Below are 19,067 nucleotides of genomic sequence, written 5' to 3'. Positions count from 1 at the left end.
AGCTGACAGGTCTGCACAAGCGCCACAAGCGCCTAAACCAGCTCTCAAAGACGTTGAGCCAATGAAAATAGACCCTATTCACGATCAACATCTTTTACAAGCGGAGAAAAAAGCTACAGAAGCAGCCGTTGTTCCTCCTGCACCAATGGCAACATTGCCAGAATCATCACATCAAAAGATTTTGGACGCAGCTAAAGCGCAAGCAGAAGCTGTTAAAGGTATGACTGAGCATGCCGTTCCTACGGCTCCTCCTCCCCCCCCAGGTTTTGTGCCCCCTGCTCCCGCACATAACCTAACACCAGATCAACAAAAGGTACTGGAAGAGAAAAGAAAGCAATTCACGCCAACAGCTGAATCTGAAAGAAAAGATATTCTGGAAGAAGCCGCCACCACTCACCATGCTATGGGGAATGCGCCAAAGGCACCGCCTACTCTTGCCGAACAGCTTGAAGCAAAGAGAGCAGAAAGGGCAGCTCGAACAGCGGCTAAACCGGAAGCAGCAGCTGGTGTTGGCCAAGATTAAGACCATATTAATCAATAGGGTATAAATTAACCCCTAGTTCACAAAGCAAACCCCCTCTCCTTCTGGAGAGGGGGTTTTGTTTTTGGGAAGGCTTACACATTGACGATTGGTGGTTTAGTTACGTGTCATTGCGAGGAGCGTTAGCACATAAGTGCGTAAGCGACGTGGCAATCCATGTATTGCCCCCCATCTACATAAAATCCTTATGAAGAATCAAATACATGGATTCCCGCGTCGTTCACCTCCGCTTGCAGCTACGGCTTAACTCCTCGCAATGCCAATAACTTTCTGTAAAATACCCTCCGTGAGAGAGGTAAAAAAACAGCCATTCCCTGTTTAAATGTTCGTCAAACCAACTTCCGCACCGCATCCAGATCTTCTTGAGTATCCACACTGGGGGGGATTTCGGTGACAATGGCCACATCCATGCGCATGCCGGCTTCCAAGGCGCGCAATTGTTCAAGTTGCTCGGCTGCTTCTAAAGATGAAACCGGCAGCTTTACATAAGCCTCCAGGGCTTTGCGACGATAAGCATAAACCCCGATGTGATGATAATGAACCGGACCGCCTGAAGGAATGAGGCTTCTGGAAAAATACAAAGCACGGCCAATCTTATGGCCATCGGCAGTTGCTTGAGGCGCAGTCATGGCAATCTTTACCACATTGGGATTGGTCAACTCAGCCTTATCTGCGATAACAACGCCAAGCGTCGAGATATCCACATCTGGGTTTGAGAGAGGCGCCAAAACCTGGTGCAAAAGAGTGGCACTGATGGTGGGCAAATCTCCTTGCAAATTAATGACCACATCATAGGTTTGGCCAGGATTTTCGGCCTCAATCTTCTTCAAAGCAGCATGAATGCGGTCCGTTCCTCGTGGCAAGTTAGGATCCGTCTGAACCGCTTTTCCCCCCACTTGTGTGACCACTTCTTCAATCTCAGGGCCACAACAGGCTACCACAACGGGACCAATCTCAGCTGCGATGCCGCGGCGCCATACATGAACAATCATCGGTTCGCCTTGAATGTCCGCCAACGGCTTGTTCGGCAGTCGGGTCGCCCCAAGACGGGCGGGGATTAAAATAATGGGATTCAGCATGCCTACAACCTCTTTAAATTCAATAAAGTACACCCTTAGTGCCATAAAAGAGCCATAAAAGCACGCGAAATATCTTCAATGAATCTTACAATTAATGGGTTCGCACGCACTCATTTTGGTTTTATACTAGTTATCAAGGGCACATTCTGAAGAGATCAGTGTTAAGTAATGGACAGTTTCGAGTTTAACAAAATCACAGCGAGTTTTTTGGTAGCACTTCTGGTGGCTATGATGGGGAGTTTGCTGTCAGATCACCTGGTGCACTCGATCAAGTTAGAAAAACCGGTTTTCGTGGTTGAAGGGGGTGAAGATACCCCAAAGCCTGGCGCCAAACCCGTACAAGACGAACCTCTTAAGCCGATTGGCCCTCTCCTCACTTCCGCCAGCGTCGAAAAGGGTAAGGAAATCGCAAAGAAATGTACCCAATGCCATACCTTCGAAAAAGGCGGCGCCAACAGGACGGGGCCCAATCTATGGGGCATTATTGGGGCAAAAGTTGCCCATGCGGCCGACTTTGCCTACTCCTCAGGTTTTAAAGAGAAGGGCGGAAATTGGGATTATGAGATGCTGAATGTCCTTCTGCAAAAACCTCGTGCCTTCGTGCAAACAACCAAAATGTCCTTCGTCGGCCTTAAAAATGACCAAGAACGCGCTGATGTCATTGCCTATTTGAACACCTTAAGCGATTCCCCTAAGCCTCTACCAACCGCTCCCGCTCCAAAATCAAAGGCTTAAACAGACATGGTTGTCATTATTTATGCCTTACTTTTGTGGTTAGGAATTCAAGGGACAGAAGCTGTCAAACCCAAGCTGACTCCTCAAGGAACCCACGGGGTATCAAACTTTGGAAAGATGAAATACCCCCCAACTTTTACACACTTTGACTATACAAATCCGGAAGCCCCCAAAGGGGGGGTACTCGATTTAAGTGTTTTGGGAACATTTGATAGTTTAAATCCCTATATCGTTAAGGGTGTTCCTCCCATGATGATCAACATCCTCACATCTGCCACCTTGCTGGATGAAGCGCAAGATCGCGTCGGTGAGTCTTATGGCTATGCTGCCGAATCCGTCGAGTTGGCCCCGGATCGATCCTGGGTTATTTTTCGACTTAACCCATCCGCGAAGTTTAATAATGGTGATCCCATTACCGCCGATGATGTGATCTGGGTCTTTGAGACTTTACGAACCAAGGGACTTCCCATCTATCGAACTTATTACAAGAACATCAGTCGTGTTGAAAAATTGGATAACCTCGCCATAAAATTTTTTTTTAATACAACATCCAACCACGAGCTTCCCTTGATTCTAGGGCAACTCCCCGTTTTGTCCAAAAAATACTATACCACTCACCCATTCGATGAAACATCTCTAAAGCCAGCCCCCTCCTCCGGGCCGTATGAAATTGCAACCTTGTCCGCTCGTCATTCGATTACCTATAAGCGCATAAAAAATTGGTGGGGAGCTTCGATCCCCAGTCAGAAAGGCCGTCACAATTTTGATAAAATCAAAATTGATTATTACCTCGAGAGAAATGCGATGTTCGAAGGCTTTAAGTCCGGACAAGACACTTTAATCCGTGAAACGCGATCGGAAAATTGGGCAACGGCCTATGTTTTCCCCGCTTATAAAGCCGGTTATGTCAAACGGGAAGAACTGAATCACTCTTTGTCATCTGGCACCTATGGCTTGGCTTTTAACATTCGACGTCCTCTCTTTAAGGATATCCGTGTCCGCAAAGCCCTAACGCTTATGTTCGATTTTCCCTGGATCAACAAACACATGTTTTATGGATTGTTTAAAAGAAACACGAGTTTCTTCCCAAACTCGGATTTTGAGGCAAAGGGAGTCCCTTCGCCTGAAGAAATTGCCATACTCCAGCCTTTTAAGTCACAAATGCCTCAGGAAGTCTTGACCGAGCGCTTTACCTTACCTACGCCTCAAAAAGAAGGGGACCACCGAGGGATCCTGTCCCAAGCTGAAAGCCTTTTAAAAGAGGCTGGCTATGAAGTTCGGGATGGCCTGATGACAAATGTGAAAACAGGAAAGCCCTTTATTATGGAAGCCGTGATCTATGATAAGTCTCTTGAAAAAATACTCCTTAACTATGCCGCACGCTTAGAGGCCTTGGGAATTCAGCTTAAAGTTCGCTTTCTAGATACGGACGCTTATCAATTTCGTGTTGATCATTTGAACTATGATATGATTTTCAATCTCATTCCGCAAAGTCAATCTCTTGGCAATGAGCAACGTGACTATTTTGGCTCAGAACGGGCTAACGTTACGGGAACAAGAAATGTTTCAGGCATTCAAAACCCTGTAGTCGATAAACTCATCGAAAAACTCATTGACGCCTCAAGCTACAAATCTCTGTTTACCTATGCAAGAGCCTTAGATCGCGTTCTATTGTGGAACTACTACATGATTCCCGCATGGCACAGTGGGGCTGTGTGGGTCGCCTATTGGGATCGCTTTTCCCGTCCCAAAATTTTGCCCAAATACCATGCTCTCGATACGTCCACCTGGTGGTTTGATCGAGAAAAAGATGCAAGGCTCCCCCTTTCCGTCCAAACGAATGATAAAACAAACAACAATGGCCCTACCTTCTGGCACAGAATAAAGTCTTGGTTCGCCTGATTAACAAAAAGCCAAGCGTCAATAATTTTATTTGTTTTTGTCCAAAATTACGTCTAACATATGATTGTTAATTAATATCGAATGGGAGAAAAATTTATGACAAAAAAAATGATCACTCGAGCGTTCATTGCTTCTGCTTTGTGCATTGGCGTTGTTATTGCTGCAAACATGGATCCTGATGCCCGCTTATCAGGGGTAAGGGACCTCTTTACAAAGTATGGCGCTGATACATTTAAAATATTAAATGAGCAAGGCATTGGTGGCACAAGCACATCTGAAGGCAGCGGCAAAGGGTCTATTGTCCAAGCTGGTGACATTTCCTCCATCATTAACTCTGATGACGGACATGCGTTTGTCGGATGCGTCCAAGATGGAAAATGGGCTGTGTATCCACCAGAACCAATGAAGATTGGTACAGATGCTATGACAATGACAGATGATACAGGTAAGCCATTTGTATCAAGCATCATTACGGCTCTTCGGGCTGCTCCAGATGGTAAAGCGCATCGCGTCCCTTACACTCTTAAAACAGCTGATGGCCAAATCGAAAAAAGAGAAGTTACTGCCTGGAACTCCAGAAACCTCTTGAGCCGCAAGAATTATACTGGCAAGAAGTTTTTCTGCTTCACTTCTGTAAAGGCAAGTCCGTATACAGAAGACACAAGACCTAAAAAACATACTAAAGCAAGCTAACTCATTGTTTAACTCTTCCCTTACCTAGCGCTGCTGGGCTAAGGGGAGAGTTTAACACCTCTTTCAAACTCACCAAAATGAAACTCCCTCATCATTCAAGTTCGCTTCTGACTTCCTAACGATCAAAGATCTTTCAATTTGTCCGTAATCAAAACGGATAGCATTGATTCTTATTTTGTTAAAAAGTGATAATAAAGTAAGATAGTTTGGTGAAGGGGGTTGCCAAAACTGTAGTGATAGGAACATTAAGACCCCTCTATGAGATAGAACCCTGTCGTCATTGCGAGCGAAAGTGAAGCAATACAGGGGCTAAAGGAGTGATGCAGGCAGATGAATGATTTCACAAACGCCCTAAATAACTCGCCTCTGGCCCCTGGATTGCTAGTATATTCCTTGTGTCATGAGATGAAATGAGTCCAATAGATTAATATTTACACGTGAAAGAGTCTTATAATGCCTAAAACAAGTAATACACTTAGCTTCCAGTCATGGATCATGCTTTTTGCCATCGGTCTTTTGATATTTCTCATCAACATTGATTATACAGCCGTGAACTTGGCTTTGGTTCCCATCTCTGAGGAAGTTGATAGTGATTTAAACACTCTGCAATGGCTTTTAAGCGGGTACGTTCTGATCTGGGCCGCGCTTGTTGTCCCAGCCGGCCGATTTGCTGATATTTATGGAAAGAAGTTTTCCCTAAATTTGGGGATTAGTACTTTCATTCTTGGATCTGTTATGACGGGCCTTGGTCATGACGTTACAATTCTCATTGCAGGTCGCCTCATTCAAGGTTTAGGAGCGGCTATTTTTTCCTCTCCAGCATATGGCCTCGTTTTCTCATCCGTTCCTGTCAAAAAGCAAGGTATGGCAATGGGCTTCGTCGGTGGCTCTGCTGGCCTCGGTCTTGCTTTCGGCCCAACCCTTGCTGGCTGGATCATCAAAGAAATTGGCTGGCGTTGGCTATTTTATATAAATGTTCCTTTAGGACTTCTGGTTATCTTCGTCCTCGTGATGTATGCACCCCATGAAAAGAAGCATCCTAACCCGCCAAGCATTGATTGGTTAAGTGTGACCCTTTTGACATTCGGGTTAGGCTCTGCCGTCTTTGCATTAAACCAGATTGAAGTATGGGGAATGAGTGATCCCACCCTGTGGAGTTTTGGATTAGGAGGGCTTGCCTCATTAGTCCTGTTTGCATACCGTGATCGAGGGCAACCCTTTCAAATATTGCCGAAGGACATCATACAAAATAAACCTTTTATGAGCACGGTTACTGGGGGCTTTATTATGGCCTATTGTTTTTCACTCGTCCTCGTTATGATGGCCCTTTATTTGCAAAACACCTTAAGACTCTCCAGCGCAGATACGGGTTGGTATTTTTTGGCGATGACATTAGCCGTTGGCATCTTGTCCCCCGTTGGAGGCAAATTGGCAGACCATATGGACATCCGCATCCCGATCGTTTCAGGTTTTACATTAAGTGTATGTGCGCTTTTTGCTTTAAGCCATTTGGGAGCAAGTAGCTCCGCATTGATGGTTTGTGGAGGGTTGTTGTTGGCAGGTTTGGGATTAGGAATCGGATTTCCTTCCCTGAATACAGCAATGTTCAAAACATTAAACCCTGCCGAAATTAATACAGGCTCCGCCATATTTTGTATGGCAATGACTTTGGGGAATGCAATCAGTATTATTGCGTCAACCAGTTTCCTTGTCATGTTTGGTCGACCCAAGCTTATTGGTCTTATGGCGGAAGCTGGCTCGTCCATTACGATTGAGGAACAACAAGCCCTCATAAGCATCATTGCCAAAGTTGAGCACACGCCCGAACAACTGAAACAGTTTCCCGCTGAACAAATCCCAAATCTGTTGGGATTAATTGATCAGGCGTTTCTTTATGGGTTCAGTTTAACTTTTTGGATTGGGATGGGATTGAGCATCCTTGGTATAGGACTGTTCTTAAAATACTTTAAAGGTATCGCCCAAGATTCCTCACAAAGCATAACAGCGCCTGTGATGCACTAAAAGATCTAAGCGCCACTCACTTGGAGCGCAATTTCCTTGTGGATTGCATAAACAGATTGGGTAGCATCAACGATGTGGCAGCGCTCCGGATGTTGATGGGCAATTTTTAGAAAGCCCTCTCTCACTCTGTTATGAAAAGTCATGTCCATATGCTCGAACCGATTCTCACTGGTATGGCGCTTCAAGGCTCGCTCAACACCGATCGCTGGATCCAAGTCAAATACAAAAGTCCAGTCTGGTTGACGAAAACCGATCACAGACGCATAGAGCTTGCTGATAAAAACACGGTCTACCCCATGTCCGTATCCTTGATAGGCGAGGGTAGAGTCAGCAAATCGATCGCAAATAACCCACGCTCCCGCGGCTAAAGCAGGTTCAATAACATTTGACCAGTGTTCAGCGCGTGCCGCATAGAGCAACAACACTTCCGTCATCGGTGACCAACGCGCAATATCTCCTGAGACCAACAAGGCGCGAATCAATTCGGCTCCATCACTTCCTCCTGGTTCGCGTGTCAACACAACTTGATGACCCTGTTCATTTAGATAATCAGCTAGCAATACGGTTTGGGTAGACTTTCCGGTCCCTTCTCCCCCCTCAAAGGTAATGAACTTTCCAACTTTTTCAGTCATATGACACACTCCATGTTCGGTTAAGAACGGAAAAAAATAAAAAACCTAAAAGCAGAAAATCCGTTAAGCTTTTCCCCATATTAGGTATAAGAACGAATCCCTAATCTTCTTGAAAAACCCTGCCTTTTCAATAGACTTAAGTGCCACGAGGGGAACCTCAAGAGGAAGCTCTTGTGAGGGTAATGTGATAAACATTGTCCCAATAGGCGCATCCTTTTTGATGGGCGCTGCAATCGGTGCGTCATACTGAATATCCACCTTTAGGCCACTTTTAGAGAATTGTGGCAGAGTAATGACAATTTCTTCGGGAACCGTCGCCTCGACAAAATTTTCTTCTCCCAACCATACAGGGATCTCATCAACCTCTTCACCGGGTTTATATAGAGTATAATTTTCAAAGGACTGCATGCCCCACGTCAGTAATTTAAGCACCTCGTTTGCGCGAGCCTGTTCTGACGGCATACCGTTCGCCACCAAGATCAAGCGACGATCTCCTTGAACCATTGAGGCCACAATCCCATAACCTCCACTATCTGTATGACCTGTCTTAATGCCGTCACAGCTGACATTTTTAAAAAGCAAAGGGTTGCGGTTCCATTGGCGAATGTTGTTGTAGACATACTCCTTCATACCAAACATGTGATAGAATTCAGGAAAGTCGGTAATGATCCGATGGGCAATGATTGCGAGATCTCTAGCAGTTGTTAAATGCTCCGGGTCTGGCCAGCCACTAGCATTTCGAAAATTTGTATGAACAGCACCCATCTCATGGGCTTTTTCAGTCATCACTCGCGCAAAGTTCTCTTCTGAGCCTGCCAGTCCTTCTGCTATAACCGTGCACGCGTCATTCCCAGATTGAATGATAATTCCCTTCAACAAGTCCTCAACCTTCACCATAGCATTCAAGGGCACAAACATCTTAGACCCACCCATTCGCCAGGCTCGCTCACTCACAGGAAAAGTGGTATTCTTCTGGATGTTTCCACTTTTCAAGTTTTCGAATACCAAATAGGCAGTCATGATCTTAGTCATGGACGAAGGATGCATTCGTTCATCCGGATCCTTTTCATAGAGAATCACACCGGTTGTAAAATCAATCAAGAGGACTTGCTTTGCCAGCGTCTCAATTTTTCCAGAAGGTGACGTACGAAGAGGTTGAGAGGGAAGTTCAACTGTTGATTCTTGCTTCGGTGCTGTCTTCTTAATCTGCCCAATGACACCTGATTTTACAGCAACCGCAGGGGTCAATGTCAAAATTGATAGACCCAAAACAATAAGAGAAAAGAAATTCATATTACATCCATCAAGTTTAAGTCACTAAACCCGCTTACGACCTAAAGTAGTTCGGGTTTCCTGCAACAGTTGATCAATCTCCCGTTCATCTATTTCATCTTGCATTTCTCGCAAAGATCGATCCGACGCAGAAATTGATCTTACACTGGGCTTGCGAACAGGAAAAGGCCTTTTGGTAGTGGCTTGCTTTCCCACACGCTGAGTTTTTTTCCCATGATGAATGTTCCCCATGGATCTTGGCATGGGGGCGCATCCATCGGTATCAAATTTCTCTCGAAAGATTGTTTCCCAGGAGCGACCACTGGGATCACGTCCATAACGCCCATATTGGGAAACAAATTTTGCAAATGCCTTGCTTTCTTCTGGCATACATTCGACGCGAACCTTGCCAAGGCCTTGATTGCACATGCCAAGGTATGTAGCAGCCCCCTTTGAGAGATCTATAATACGATCCCCAATAAATGGCCCACGATCATCGACGAGAAGTTTAACACTACTTCCGCTTTTAACGTTGGTTACCCGTACAACGGAAGGAATCGGTAATGTCTTATGGGCGGCGCTAATCCCATGCATATTGAAAATTTCTCCACAAGACTTTGGGCGACCATGGAATTTAGGTCCATACCAGGAAGCGACGCCTTCTTCTTCATAGTTGTAATGGTCTTGTGGATAATGCCAAGTTCCTTTGACCTGATAGGGTCGTTTAGTGCCTGTACAGAGCTTATCTTGTGCCTTCTCAGTCACTGTCGTTGTCGAACAACCTGCCAAAGCAAACCCTGCAAGAATGATTGCCCCCACGAGTTTTTTCATTGTATTATTTCTGCCTAGATCATAACGCTAATTTAAAAAAAGGATAATCCATCGTTTCCATTTCAGCAAGATCTGAAATCCAAATTTGTAGAATTAAAGTTTTTATACCCAACCTGATGTGCTCCATTCCCCTCGTAAATTAAGGTTGCACAACGCTTTCAGACATGCTAAAGATTTGATCGAAGTCCACACACAGGGGTGGTTATGGGGGGAGAGCCTTCAAAAACCGTCCGGTGTTATTGTTTCTCATATTTTATTTGAGAAAATGATCAGTAATCACACCCCCTGTGGAGGTTTAACCGGAAAAAGGAGTTAATATATCATGGCTACGCCATCTTTTACCATGCGCCAATTGCTTGAAGCAGGCGTTCATTATGGTCACCACACACGCCGTTGGAATCCCAAAATGTCACCTTACATCTTTGGCATTCGTAATGGTGTTCACATTCTAGATTTACAACAAACCGTTCCCATGTTGCATCATGCAATGGAAGCCATTCGCAATACAGTTGCAAGTGGAGGACGCGTTTTGTTTGTGGGTACAAAAACACAAGCTTCTGAAAGAATTAAAGAAAGCGCCAAACGTTGCGGTCAATACTACATCAATCACCGCTGGTTAGGCGGCACGATGACAAACTGGAAGACTGTAAACCAATCCATCAAACGAATGAAAGAAATGGAAGAACGGTTGAGCCAAGCATCTGGCTTAACGAAAAAAGAAAGTCTCGACCTCGAACGATCCTTTAATAAGCTCGACATGGCCCTCGGTGGTATTCGTGAAATGGGTGGATTGCCTGATATTTTGTTTGTTATTGACACAAACAAAGAAGCAATCGCCATTCAAGAGGCTCGCCGTCTCAACATTCCAGTTGTGGCTGTCTTAGATAGCAACTCGGATCCAGAAGGCGTAACTTTCCCAATCCCAGGCAATGATGATGCCTTACGAGCCATAGGACTATACTGCGAGCTGATATCAGGCGCTGTATTAGCTGGCCTGCAAGCTGAAATGTCCTCCGCTGGTATCGATCTTGGTGAATCTGCAGAAGTTCCTACGGAAGTTCTAGAACCGGAAATAGCCATCGAAACACTGGCTGAAGAGTTTGGTGCTGAAGCTCCTGCTGAAGCCTCACCCGAAATTAAAACAGCAAAAGGGAAAGATAAAGCTGAAAGTCCAGCTGAACCTAAGGAAGATTCGACACCTGAATAACGGGTCGTTGAAAATATCTTTATATCGTTTTTTTAAGGAGATTTAAGTAATGGCTGAAATTACAGCAAACCTCGTAAAAGATTTACGGGAACGCACAGGCGCCGGCATGATGGATTGTAAAAAAGCGCTCACAGAAGTTGAGGGCGATATGGAAGCCGCCATCGATTGGCTTCGCAAAAAAGGGCTTGCGGCCGCCGCTAAAAAAGCTGGGCGCGTAGCATCTGAAGGACTTGTTGCCGCTGCAATAGATGATGCCAGCAATGCAACGGCAGGTGCTGTTGTTGAAATCAATGCAGAAACTGACTTCGTCGCCCGTAATGAGAACTTCCAAAACTTGGTTCGCAATACGGCCCTTATTGCTGCAAAACAAGACTATACAGTTGATACCTTAAAGGCGGCTCCTTTTCCAGGCGAAGCTCCAACCGTTGAGGACGAAATCACACGCCTCATTGCCGTTATTGGAGAAAACATGCATTTGCGCCGCGTTGTGCGTTTGAGTGTTTCCGAAGGGCATGTTGCATCGTATGTCCACAATGCGGTTTCCCCTGGCCTTGGAAAAATAGGTGTTTTAGTGGCTTTGGAATCTTCTGGTGATAAAGGCACATTAGCCGACCTTGGCAAGCGTATCGCCATGCATATAGCAGCTGCCAACCCGCAAGCTTTGCTCATCGAAAACCTCGATCCAACATCATTGGACCGGGAAAAAACGATTGTGGCAGACCAAGCACGTGCTTCTGGTCGCCCCGATGATATCATTGCTAAAATGGTTGAAGGTCGTTTGCGCAAATTCTATGAAGAAGTTGTCTTAATGGAACAGACCTTTATTATTGATGGCAAAACAAAGATTCGCGATATGTTGGAAACGGCTTCAAAAGAATTAAATGCACCGGTTCACTTAAAAGGATATGTACGCTATGCTTTAGGAGAAGGCGTTGAGAAAGCTGAATCCGACTTTGCAGCAGAAGTATTGGCGCAGGCAGGTTTATAAGGATAGTAACTGCACTCATAATTAATTAAGTGGTAACAATTGAGATGGTGACACCTCCCTCCTCTTCCTCCAAAAAGCCTCTTTATAACCGGGTATTGTTAAAGATATCCGGCCAGGCCTTGGCTGGTGAGGAGTCAACCTCGCAAGGCATCAACCAAGGCATGCTCGAAAAGATGGCTTCAGAAATCGCCCACGTGCATCAACTTGGAGTGCAGGTTTGCGTCGTCGTTGGCGGTGGAAATATCTACAGAGGTGTAACAGGCGCCAAAGAGCATGGTATCGATCGCGCAACATCTGACTACATGGGAATGATGGCCACCATCATAAACGCTTTAGCCCTTCAAAATGCCCTTGAGCAATCCAACATGCACTGTCGGGTCATGTGTGCTTTCCCAATTGAGGCCATAGGCGAGACCTATATTCGTCGCCGGGCTTTGCGCCACATGGAAAAAGGTCGTGTCGTCATTTTTGCCGGTGGCACTGGCAACCCCTTCTTTACAACAGACACGGCAGCTGCATTACGCGCATCCGAAATGGGGTGTGATTTGCTCTTGAAGGCAACAAAGGTGGATGGCGTTTATAGTTCTGACCCCCACAAGAACAGCGAAGCAGAATTTCACCCGACACTTTCCTATGATGACATTTTAAACCGAAACCTTGGCATCATGGATGCAACAGCTGTTGCCTTATCTCGGGAAAACTTGATTCCAATTGCCATTTTCTCTATTTTTGAAAAGGGTGGATTTGCTAAAGTTGTTTGTGGCAAAGGAAACTACACCTTAATTTCAGAAAAATAAAAACCAAAAAGGATGCATTCAATGACAGAAACACTTTTAATTGACTTGGGAAAGCGCATGGATGGAGCATACGAAGTTCTTGTAAGAGAGTTTACAGGACTTAGAACCGGGCGCGCTTCTACCAATTTGCTCGACAGTATCAAGGTAGATGTATACGGATCTCTCATGCCCTTGAATCAAATCGGAACCATTAACGTTCCCGAAGCACGCATGCTCACAGTCCAAGTGTGGGATAAAGGCATGGTCAAAGCGGTTGAAAAAGCAATTCGTGACTCCGACCTTGGTTTAAATCCAGCAGCAGATGGACAGCTTATTCGCATTCCTTTGCCCCCCATGAGTGAGGAACGTCGCCAAGAAATGGTGAAAATCGCCGGCAAATATGCAGAAGACGCCAAGATTAGTGTACGTAATGTCCGAAGAGACGGCATGGAGGCCTTGAAAAAGCTTGAAAAGGATGGGGATATTTCTGAAGATGAGCTTCATCGCCTTTCAACAGAAGTCCAAACTGTCACGGACAAGCACATCAAAAAGATTGACGACTTGCTTAGCACCAAGCAAAAAGATATTATGCAAGTGTAGTTTCGGGGGAGTTACCCCGACAAATTGCGTCCTTAGCTCAGCTGGATAGAGCAACGGCCTTCTAAGCCGCAGGTCGGAGGTTCGAATCCTCCAGGACGCGCCACTTATCTTTCTTAAGCTTTCAATAATTCAAATAGTTAAAATCTATATTGTCCTTTTTTTACACAAACATTAATGAAATCAATCCACTAGCTAATAACAAATGAAACTCTCAGATTTAATATGAAATTTTTCAAAAATGTATTTATCATTTTAGGTAATCGCCCTATACTGATAGACAATTAAGAACTTTCTACCCTAAAAGAAATGAACAAAATGAAGGTTTTCGCTCTCTTTTGTCTTGTTTTCCTTGCTCCGTGTTTTGCCATGGAAGTGGTTGAGCTTGAGGATGAATCCACAAATCAACTTTATCAAGACCGAATAAGAGAAGCAAAATCTGCAATTCAGAGCCTTCAAAAAGCTATAAGTTCTTCTCTATCAGCCAAACCTGATCTATTTGCCCCCCTCCCTGTGAAGCTCGCAGAAAATATCCATCGTTTGCTTCTCGAGGTACCTCCAACCGATCCATTGGTACAAGACTTAGAGCGATTCATGAAGGTAGCTGTACCTCCAGAATATTGCTTTACCGAAGCAGAAGCCATCAAATTGATTTCCAAGCCTTGCACGGATCATTTTATACCTCTCACAAGAGTTACCAACAGTTTAAAAAGAATACTGACAAAATGGCAGACAACTTCTGACCATGTATCAACCCTTCTCTTAGCTGTAAATCAATCTCTTTGGTTTCAAAAGGAATGGCACAACCTTAGAATTCGAGTTTATGATAAAATAAGCAGCTCTACTTTATGTAAGGAAGACCTTTTAGAAATATATGAATGGGTTAAATATTTTCACACTCAGTCCAAGTATTTTAAAACGTCTCTCAACAATCTCCTACAAAACTTAAGACAGCATGATACTTCTGCACCAGATACACTTTCCCAATTGGATTGGATGCTTGTTGATCTCAAGTCTTTTGCGGACAAAAACGGGGACCTTCTCTGGTGCATTTTGCGCCATTCCCTAGACCTTCCCGATTTGCCCGAAACCTATCAGGATATACCAGAAGACTACTTTGTGGAAAAATCGACACCCGTTTCAAAGTTTCTCAATTCACTTCCAAAAAATGCCATAGCATTTGTCGATGAAGATGAACAGATTCCACCCCCTCCCCCACCTCCCCAAGAAGTCATAAGCTCCCCTCGTGCCGCACCGATGTCCCCGAGACGAGCCGTCCAATCTCTATCCCCAAGATTCAGAAGAGCTCAAGTTATGGAGGAGCCCGCGCCGCCCCAAAGAGTGATCAAACCAGGTCTGAAGATTTTCAAGGATGGATCCGAAGGAAACGTCACTTTTTTAGCAAGGTTTGTGAATATATTTTCTCAAATTCCTGACTGGGAAGAAAAAGTTCGAAGATTTAAACTTCAAGCTCATTATTTCCTAACGAGGGCTTTAGTACTCAACCCCTTGAAACCAATTGATACTTGTTTTGCAGACTTTAGGGGAGCCTTTTCCAAACCTACGAAAGATAGGGATTTAGTTTTCCAAAGGAATTTCGTCACCCCAAAGGCTTGTCTACGCATGCTCGGGGGCCCCATACAGAGAATTTCTCAAACGACTGCAAGAACAGCTCTCTCCTGGGAATGCTTTGGACCCTTTTGCTTTGGAACTAAAAATGCCAGTGAGGATAATATCGTTGGTGAGAAAGTTTGTAAGATCGGTGATTTAACGGTCTCAAAAAAAGACACCTATCCCTTTAAAGTCGGGAATAAATATTTTCGCTATTGGTTTGAGCGAATGTTTGGTCTTGATTCAGAACCCATAGAATTTGGTGTCTTAGATGAGGTAATGATCGATACCCCAACAGTAGAACAAAACAGATTCAATGCCCCTATCAAAAATTTTATTGAGAATCCAGCGAGCTGGACAACAGAAAAAAGGCATGAATTTGTTGGAGTCAGAAGAAGTAACGCCAATTCAAGTTTCATGGAATGGCTCATAAGCGTTTCGACTGGCAATAGAGCCTTTGGCGAGATTGATCCTATTTCTGTCGGGATGCGAGTCCTTTTCAGCATATTATCCCAAGCCCATGCAAATCCTATTAATTTATCTGTTGAGCCGGTGGGTGGAAAATTCATTTTAAAAAGGACTGGTTTTGATCCCTTCCTCCAGCCTACATTTCAGCTTGCTCAATATATTTATGCTGGTGGACGGAAGATCTGCTTGGCCTCTAAATGGGAAGATGGAATGATCGGGGAAGAAATTTACCATGTTGATGAACATGTTTTTATTGGCAGAAACATTCTTTATTTGGCATTTGGAAATGACATCATCCCCGAAGATGTCAAAGAGAAATTCGTTAAGAACGCTCTCCCCTTGATGCTTGCTCACCTCATGGATCAACTTGAACAGTATCAAATAGAATTTGACGAAATATCATCGCAATATAAATTGAAGCAAAATACAGATTTTACATTTCATAATATTTCCAATCGGGTGAATGATCTTGCAACAGAAACAGAAGATGACCACGATGAAGTGAGCGAGGCTCCTGTCCTTGATGAAGATGTGCGCGTCTTTGCAATTGATGATAGTGAAGCTGCATCGTTGGGACTAAATATTTCGGGCCGTCCAGAAACAGTTCGTCAGTTGCTTCAAACCTTTAATATGATGGTAGCAAAATTAAAAACCAGGATTACTTATCTAGAACTTCTCAAATATATTCACCCCCACGAAGGCTATTGTTACGAAATTTTCCTAAAAAATGGGGAAAAAGAAGTTAATAATGCTATGGTTATTCACTTCTTTGAAATGATCATTCCAGAGATCCTCAAGCAACTTCGACAATGGGTGACTGAAGCTGACGCTTATGGTGAAAGAGTCCGATACAAATTGGATGACCTTGATAAATTTAACAAATACACTAAGGAAAGTCTGGAATCCTTATCAAAGATCTCATGCATTAATCTCAAAACCCTTGTAGAGGAATATCCTCAAAATGTTAAAGAGTTCTTTGTCGAAAAATTTGACTGGGCTTGCCAGAGAGGCGCTTTTCGAGCCAAAGCATGTCAAATGGCTTGGGATCTTATTCCTCTAGACGGTTTTGACCAAAATACTGCCTATGAAGATATTATTAGAGGTCATGAAGACTCCAGCCCAATGATCTCCTGGGATAAAGTTCCCATGCTCAGACTCGAGGCGGGAGCTAACTATGCCTGTATGGAGTCAACTCATCCCTTAGATTTCATGCGAGAAGACTTAATAGAAGAAACTGATATCAATACAATGACTTTAGAGGATGCCATTAAGTACATTGATCTTGTCCTCAAACACCTTCCGAATCCCAATCATGATAGAGTTCATTTCAGTTGGAAACGTATCCTTGAGGAAGCGCGAAAGGGTTTCTTAGCTCTCCCGCCCAGAGTATTGACATATTTTCAAGAGCGAGGGTTTGCAGCAGCGACAGAGAGAGACACTCAAACTGTTGCACAACTTGTGCGATTTCGCAAATATGGAGATCTTGCTCACGTAGACGCTGACTCTGTTGACCCTGTGGGGGTCGCCTGTCAGCTATTTCGCCAACAATGGATCGGAAGTCTTGAAATGGGGCAACAGGATGTCAATCTTTTAAACGCCATTATTAATCTTCTCCTCCTCCCCCCTGTAAACCCAGCAGAATCAGGGGAGGGTAACTCCCTCGAGATGCCTGTGAGATCTTGTGGCTTTGCCGTAAATGAAGAAACCAAAGGGGGCATTTTCAAACTCAAGTATCGGGTTGGTGATCATTTTCTCCTTGTTGCGATCAACCAAGCAATAGGCCTCTTGGAATCTCAAGAACTCTTATCCTTTCAAGCCCGCATTCATCTGTTAAGCCACTCAATCCCCCTTCTTCACCTTCATTGGCTGAAGTGTCTTAAAGATGCATTTCCGGCGACAGAATTTCATCCTTGGTATGTGAAAGTTCTTCTGGACAAGTCGTTTCTTCTCCAGGATGTGTTGACCAAGAACTTGCATCTAACCTTTAAGGACATACTCGAAGCACTGTGGCCAGAGTTGTATTATGCAGCCACGCAAAAGTTGAAGAGTAAACAAGCAACCAGTCAAGAATTCTGGGGCAACCAGGCGGAAGAAACAATTGGCCTGAGTCCCATAGAGAACAAAGATACAGACCTTGATTGGATTGGGAGCAATGGGAAGAACCTAGCCACCATGTTGCAAGAATGGGAGGACATACACTTTAACAGTGTTTGTGTCCCGCCTCATTCTTTAAATGATAGTGCCAATGAATGTCTTGCGCGTTTCAATCCTGAGCTTCATGGAACGGATGTCATCATCCAGGTACTAGCGCTAGCGGATCAGTTCGATATTCAAGTGAATCGAATTAATTCAGCTCTCTGGCAAAATCCAGCAATCCTGGTCAATCTCGTCCAAGCAAACGCGCCAGTAGCATGCATTCGCCTCGCTACAGAATTGAGGTTGAGGTACTTGCAAAAAAGCATCGCTATGCGAATTGAAAGCGGATTCTTTAGTATTTCTGGTTTATTCGTTCATGATGACAAAGAGAGTCTTGCCGTATTAAATGAACTCATAAACTTGTTCCCGAGAACAGCAGTTCTGGATCTTTCAAAAAATCAAATATGTTCCCTTGCTCCTATTCTCCCCTCCTTAGAAAGACTTTCAGAGCTCCAAACACTTGCTTTAAATGAGAACCATCTCCACAACGTCTCAAGAGTGAATAGTTTAAAGTCTCTTCGAATGCTAACGTTCAATAATAATTTCATTCCCAACGTAGCGAGTGTTCAGGATCTACGTGTATTAATGGGATGCCCTGAAGGATTTAAGAAGCCCTTAGAAAACATTCAATGTGAACAAACCGGTGATCAAGCTCAACTGAAAATTGGCTTTACCGCTATGGATGTTGAGGAACTTGTGGCCGCTTTCCTTAATCTTTGGAAAGGCAAGGACAACAAAGGTACAGAGTCGATTTCAAAAATGATTTATATCCTTGAAATTCTTTATGAACGAAATTGTAAAGCGGCTCTTATGCCTGAAGCCCTAAAGGATCTACCCCCTCTTCAAGAACTACAAGAGTTTGTAAAAGCATTTGACCCTCGGGACTCTCTTTACAAATTACTTTTTGCGCTAAAATGGCATCTTCCACCAGAGACAAATCCCCATAAATTAGTATTGAATGGATTTACGTGCGAAGCGAATTGCTTAGAGAGACTCGAAATTTCAGGGGGCCCTTTTCAGATGGCATTTCTTAAAACACTCCCCCAATTTGAATGCTTAACAGACCTTTATCTCATTAACACAAGAACACCCAAGCTTCTTGAGGACCTACCAGTGCTTCCAAAATTGAGAATTCTCGATCTTACTGGCAATCAGATCACTACCTTGGTGGGCCTCTATCAAGACCGTCTGCCGAAGTTTAAGGGCCTCTTGGCTCTGGTTCTGGCTAATAACCTCATTGAAACTGACGTCTTGTCTGGCCAATCTCTCCTTTCCTCCATGTTGAACCTTAGGCTGCTGAATCTCGCGAATAACAGATTTAGAGACCTACCTCTCATTCGATCTCTGCCTTTGGTACGTTTCAATATCACAATGAATCATATCCCTGCTGACCTTTTAAATGGTTATCAAAACACAGGTGATTTTTTTTATACCCCACAAAACCAATAATTTTGAATGTATTACCTACGCCCCTCTTGAACCTTCTCAACCTTTAGATAAATTATTCAATATTTATT

General features: G+C 44.1%; 14 protein-coding genes and 1 tRNA gene. 11 read left to right on the top strand and 4 right to left on the bottom strand.

Annotated elements, in window-relative coordinates; all coding sequences use genetic code 11:
• Positions 1 to 523 (top strand): hypothetical protein (locus K2Y18_03515; GenBank protein ID MBX9804806.1); only part of this gene is annotated, 523 nt, incomplete at its 5' end.
• Positions 524 to 870: 347 nt separating this feature from the next.
• On the opposite strand, the gene K2Y18_03510 is transcribed toward K2Y18_03515, so the two are convergent.
• A complete protein-coding gene (locus K2Y18_03510; GenBank protein ID MBX9804805.1) occupies positions 871 to 1,620 on the bottom strand; it encodes a 3-deoxy-manno-octulosonate cytidylyltransferase in 750 nt (249 codons plus the stop codon).
• 168 nt (positions 1,621 to 1,788) lie between these two features.
• On the opposite strand from K2Y18_03510, the gene K2Y18_03505 reads away from it, so the two are divergent.
• The 4 genes from K2Y18_03505 to K2Y18_03490 all read left to right on the top strand — a co-directional run bounded on the left by K2Y18_03505 (position 1,789) and on the right by K2Y18_03490 (position 6,972).
• Positions 1,789 to 2,355, top strand: coding sequence for a cytochrome c family protein (locus K2Y18_03505; GenBank protein MBX9804804.1), 567 nt, complete (start codon positions 1,789 to 1,791; stop codon positions 2,353 to 2,355).
• Positions 2,356 to 2,361: 6 nt separating this feature from the next.
• Complete coding sequence (locus K2Y18_03500) at positions 2,362 to 4,257, top strand: extracellular solute-binding protein (GenBank protein MBX9804803.1); 1,896 nt, start codon at positions 2,362 to 2,364, stop codon at positions 4,255 to 4,257.
• Between the two features lie 96 nt (positions 4,258 to 4,353).
• Entirely contained in the window at positions 4,354 to 4,950 is a 597-nt protein-coding gene (locus K2Y18_03495) for a hypothetical protein (GenBank protein ID MBX9804802.1), read from the top strand.
• 453 nt (positions 4,951 to 5,403) lie between these two features.
• Positions 5,404 to 6,972 (top strand): MFS transporter, encoded by a 1,569-nt coding sequence (locus K2Y18_03490; GenBank protein MBX9804801.1) that lies wholly within the window; start codon positions 5,404 to 5,406, stop codon positions 6,970 to 6,972.
• A 5-nt stretch (positions 6,973 to 6,977) separates the two neighbouring features.
• Here K2Y18_03490 and tmk read toward each other — a convergent pair whose 3' ends face one another.
• The 3 genes from tmk to K2Y18_03475 all read right to left on the bottom strand — a co-directional run bounded on the left by tmk (position 6,978) and on the right by K2Y18_03475 (position 9,707).
• Complete coding sequence (gene tmk / locus K2Y18_03485) at positions 6,978 to 7,604, bottom strand: dTMP kinase (GenBank protein ID MBX9804800.1); 627 nt, start codon at positions 7,602 to 7,604, stop codon at positions 6,978 to 6,980.
• A 63-nt stretch (positions 7,605 to 7,667) separates the two neighbouring features.
• Positions 7,668 to 8,897, bottom strand: a complete 1,230-nt coding sequence (locus tag K2Y18_03480) for a D-alanyl-D-alanine carboxypeptidase (GenBank protein ID MBX9804799.1) — start codon at positions 8,895 to 8,897, stop codon at positions 7,668 to 7,670.
• A 24-nt stretch (positions 8,898 to 8,921) separates the two neighbouring features.
• The gene (locus K2Y18_03475) at positions 8,922 to 9,707 is read right to left on the bottom strand and encodes a septal ring lytic transglycosylase RlpA family protein (protein ID MBX9804798.1); all 786 of its coding nucleotides are present in this window, start codon (positions 9,705 to 9,707) and stop codon (positions 8,922 to 8,924) included.
• 322 nt (positions 9,708 to 10,029) lie between these two features.
• On the opposite strand from K2Y18_03475, the gene rpsB reads away from it, so the two are divergent.
• From rpsB to K2Y18_03445, 6 genes are all read left to right on the top strand, one after another.
• Positions 10,030 to 10,914 carry a 30S ribosomal protein S2 gene (gene rpsB, locus K2Y18_03470; GenBank protein ID MBX9804797.1) on the top strand — a complete coding sequence of 295 codons (885 nt, stop codon included), beginning with the start codon at positions 10,030 to 10,032 and terminating at the stop codon, positions 10,912 to 10,914.
• Positions 10,915 to 10,963: 49 nt separating this feature from the next.
• A complete protein-coding gene (tsf, locus tag K2Y18_03465) occupies positions 10,964 to 11,902 on the top strand; it encodes a translation elongation factor Ts (GenBank protein ID MBX9804796.1) in 939 nt (312 codons plus the stop codon).
• A gap of 44 nt (positions 11,903 to 11,946) precedes the next feature.
• Positions 11,947 to 12,699, top strand: coding sequence for a UMP kinase (gene pyrH, locus K2Y18_03460; protein MBX9804795.1), 753 nt, complete (start codon positions 11,947 to 11,949; stop codon positions 12,697 to 12,699).
• A gap of 21 nt (positions 12,700 to 12,720) precedes the next feature.
• Entirely contained in the window at positions 12,721 to 13,278 is a 558-nt protein-coding gene (gene frr / locus K2Y18_03455) for a ribosome recycling factor (protein ID MBX9804794.1), read from the top strand.
• Between the two features lie 26 nt (positions 13,279 to 13,304).
• Positions 13,305 to 13,381: transfer RNA gene (locus tag K2Y18_03450), tRNA-Arg, on the top strand.
• A gap of 212 nt (positions 13,382 to 13,593) precedes the next feature.
• Positions 13,594 to 18,999 (top strand): hypothetical protein, encoded by a 5,406-nt coding sequence (locus tag K2Y18_03445; GenBank protein MBX9804793.1) that lies wholly within the window; start codon positions 13,594 to 13,596, stop codon positions 18,997 to 18,999.
• Positions 19,000 to 19,067: the final 68 nt, after the last annotated feature.

Source organism: Alphaproteobacteria bacterium (genome assembly GCA_019746225.1).
In the GTDB taxonomy this organism is placed as follows: domain Bacteria; phylum Pseudomonadota; class Alphaproteobacteria; order Paracaedibacterales; family VGCI01; genus VGCI01.
This window is presented reverse-complemented; position numbering and strand designations above follow the sequence as displayed.

Coding starts and splice junctions, on each gene's coding strand:
- K2Y18_03510 (MBX9804805.1), bottom strand. CDS start 1,620: ATGCTGAATCCCATTATTTTAATCCCCGCCCGTCTTGGGGCGACCCGA.
- K2Y18_03445 (MBX9804793.1), top strand. CDS start 13,594: ATGAAGGTTTTCGCTCTCTTTTGTCTTGTTTTCCTTGCTCCGTGTTTT.
- K2Y18_03480 (MBX9804799.1), bottom strand. CDS start 8,897: ATGAATTTCTTTTCTCTTATTGTTTTGGGTCTATCAATTTTGACATTG.
- K2Y18_03500 (MBX9804803.1), top strand. CDS start 2,362: ATGGTTGTCATTATTTATGCCTTACTTTTGTGGTTAGGAATTCAAGGG.
- K2Y18_03495 (MBX9804802.1), top strand. CDS start 4,354: ATGACAAAAAAAATGATCACTCGAGCGTTCATTGCTTCTGCTTTGTGC.
- K2Y18_03475 (MBX9804798.1), bottom strand. CDS start 9,707: ATGAAAAAACTCGTGGGGGCAATCATTCTTGCAGGGTTTGCTTTGGCA.
- K2Y18_03505 (MBX9804804.1), top strand. CDS start 1,789: ATGGACAGTTTCGAGTTTAACAAAATCACAGCGAGTTTTTTGGTAGCA.
- tmk (MBX9804800.1), bottom strand. CDS start 7,604: ATGACTGAAAAAGTTGGAAAGTTCATTACCTTTGAGGGGGGAGAAGGG.
- rpsB (MBX9804797.1), top strand. CDS start 10,030: ATGGCTACGCCATCTTTTACCATGCGCCAATTGCTTGAAGCAGGCGTT.
- pyrH (MBX9804795.1), top strand. CDS start 11,947: ATGGTGACACCTCCCTCCTCTTCCTCCAAAAAGCCTCTTTATAACCGG.
- frr (MBX9804794.1), top strand. CDS start 12,721: ATGACAGAAACACTTTTAATTGACTTGGGAAAGCGCATGGATGGAGCA.
- K2Y18_03490 (MBX9804801.1), top strand. CDS start 5,404: ATGCCTAAAACAAGTAATACACTTAGCTTCCAGTCATGGATCATGCTT.
- tsf (MBX9804796.1), top strand. CDS start 10,964: ATGGCTGAAATTACAGCAAACCTCGTAAAAGATTTACGGGAACGCACA.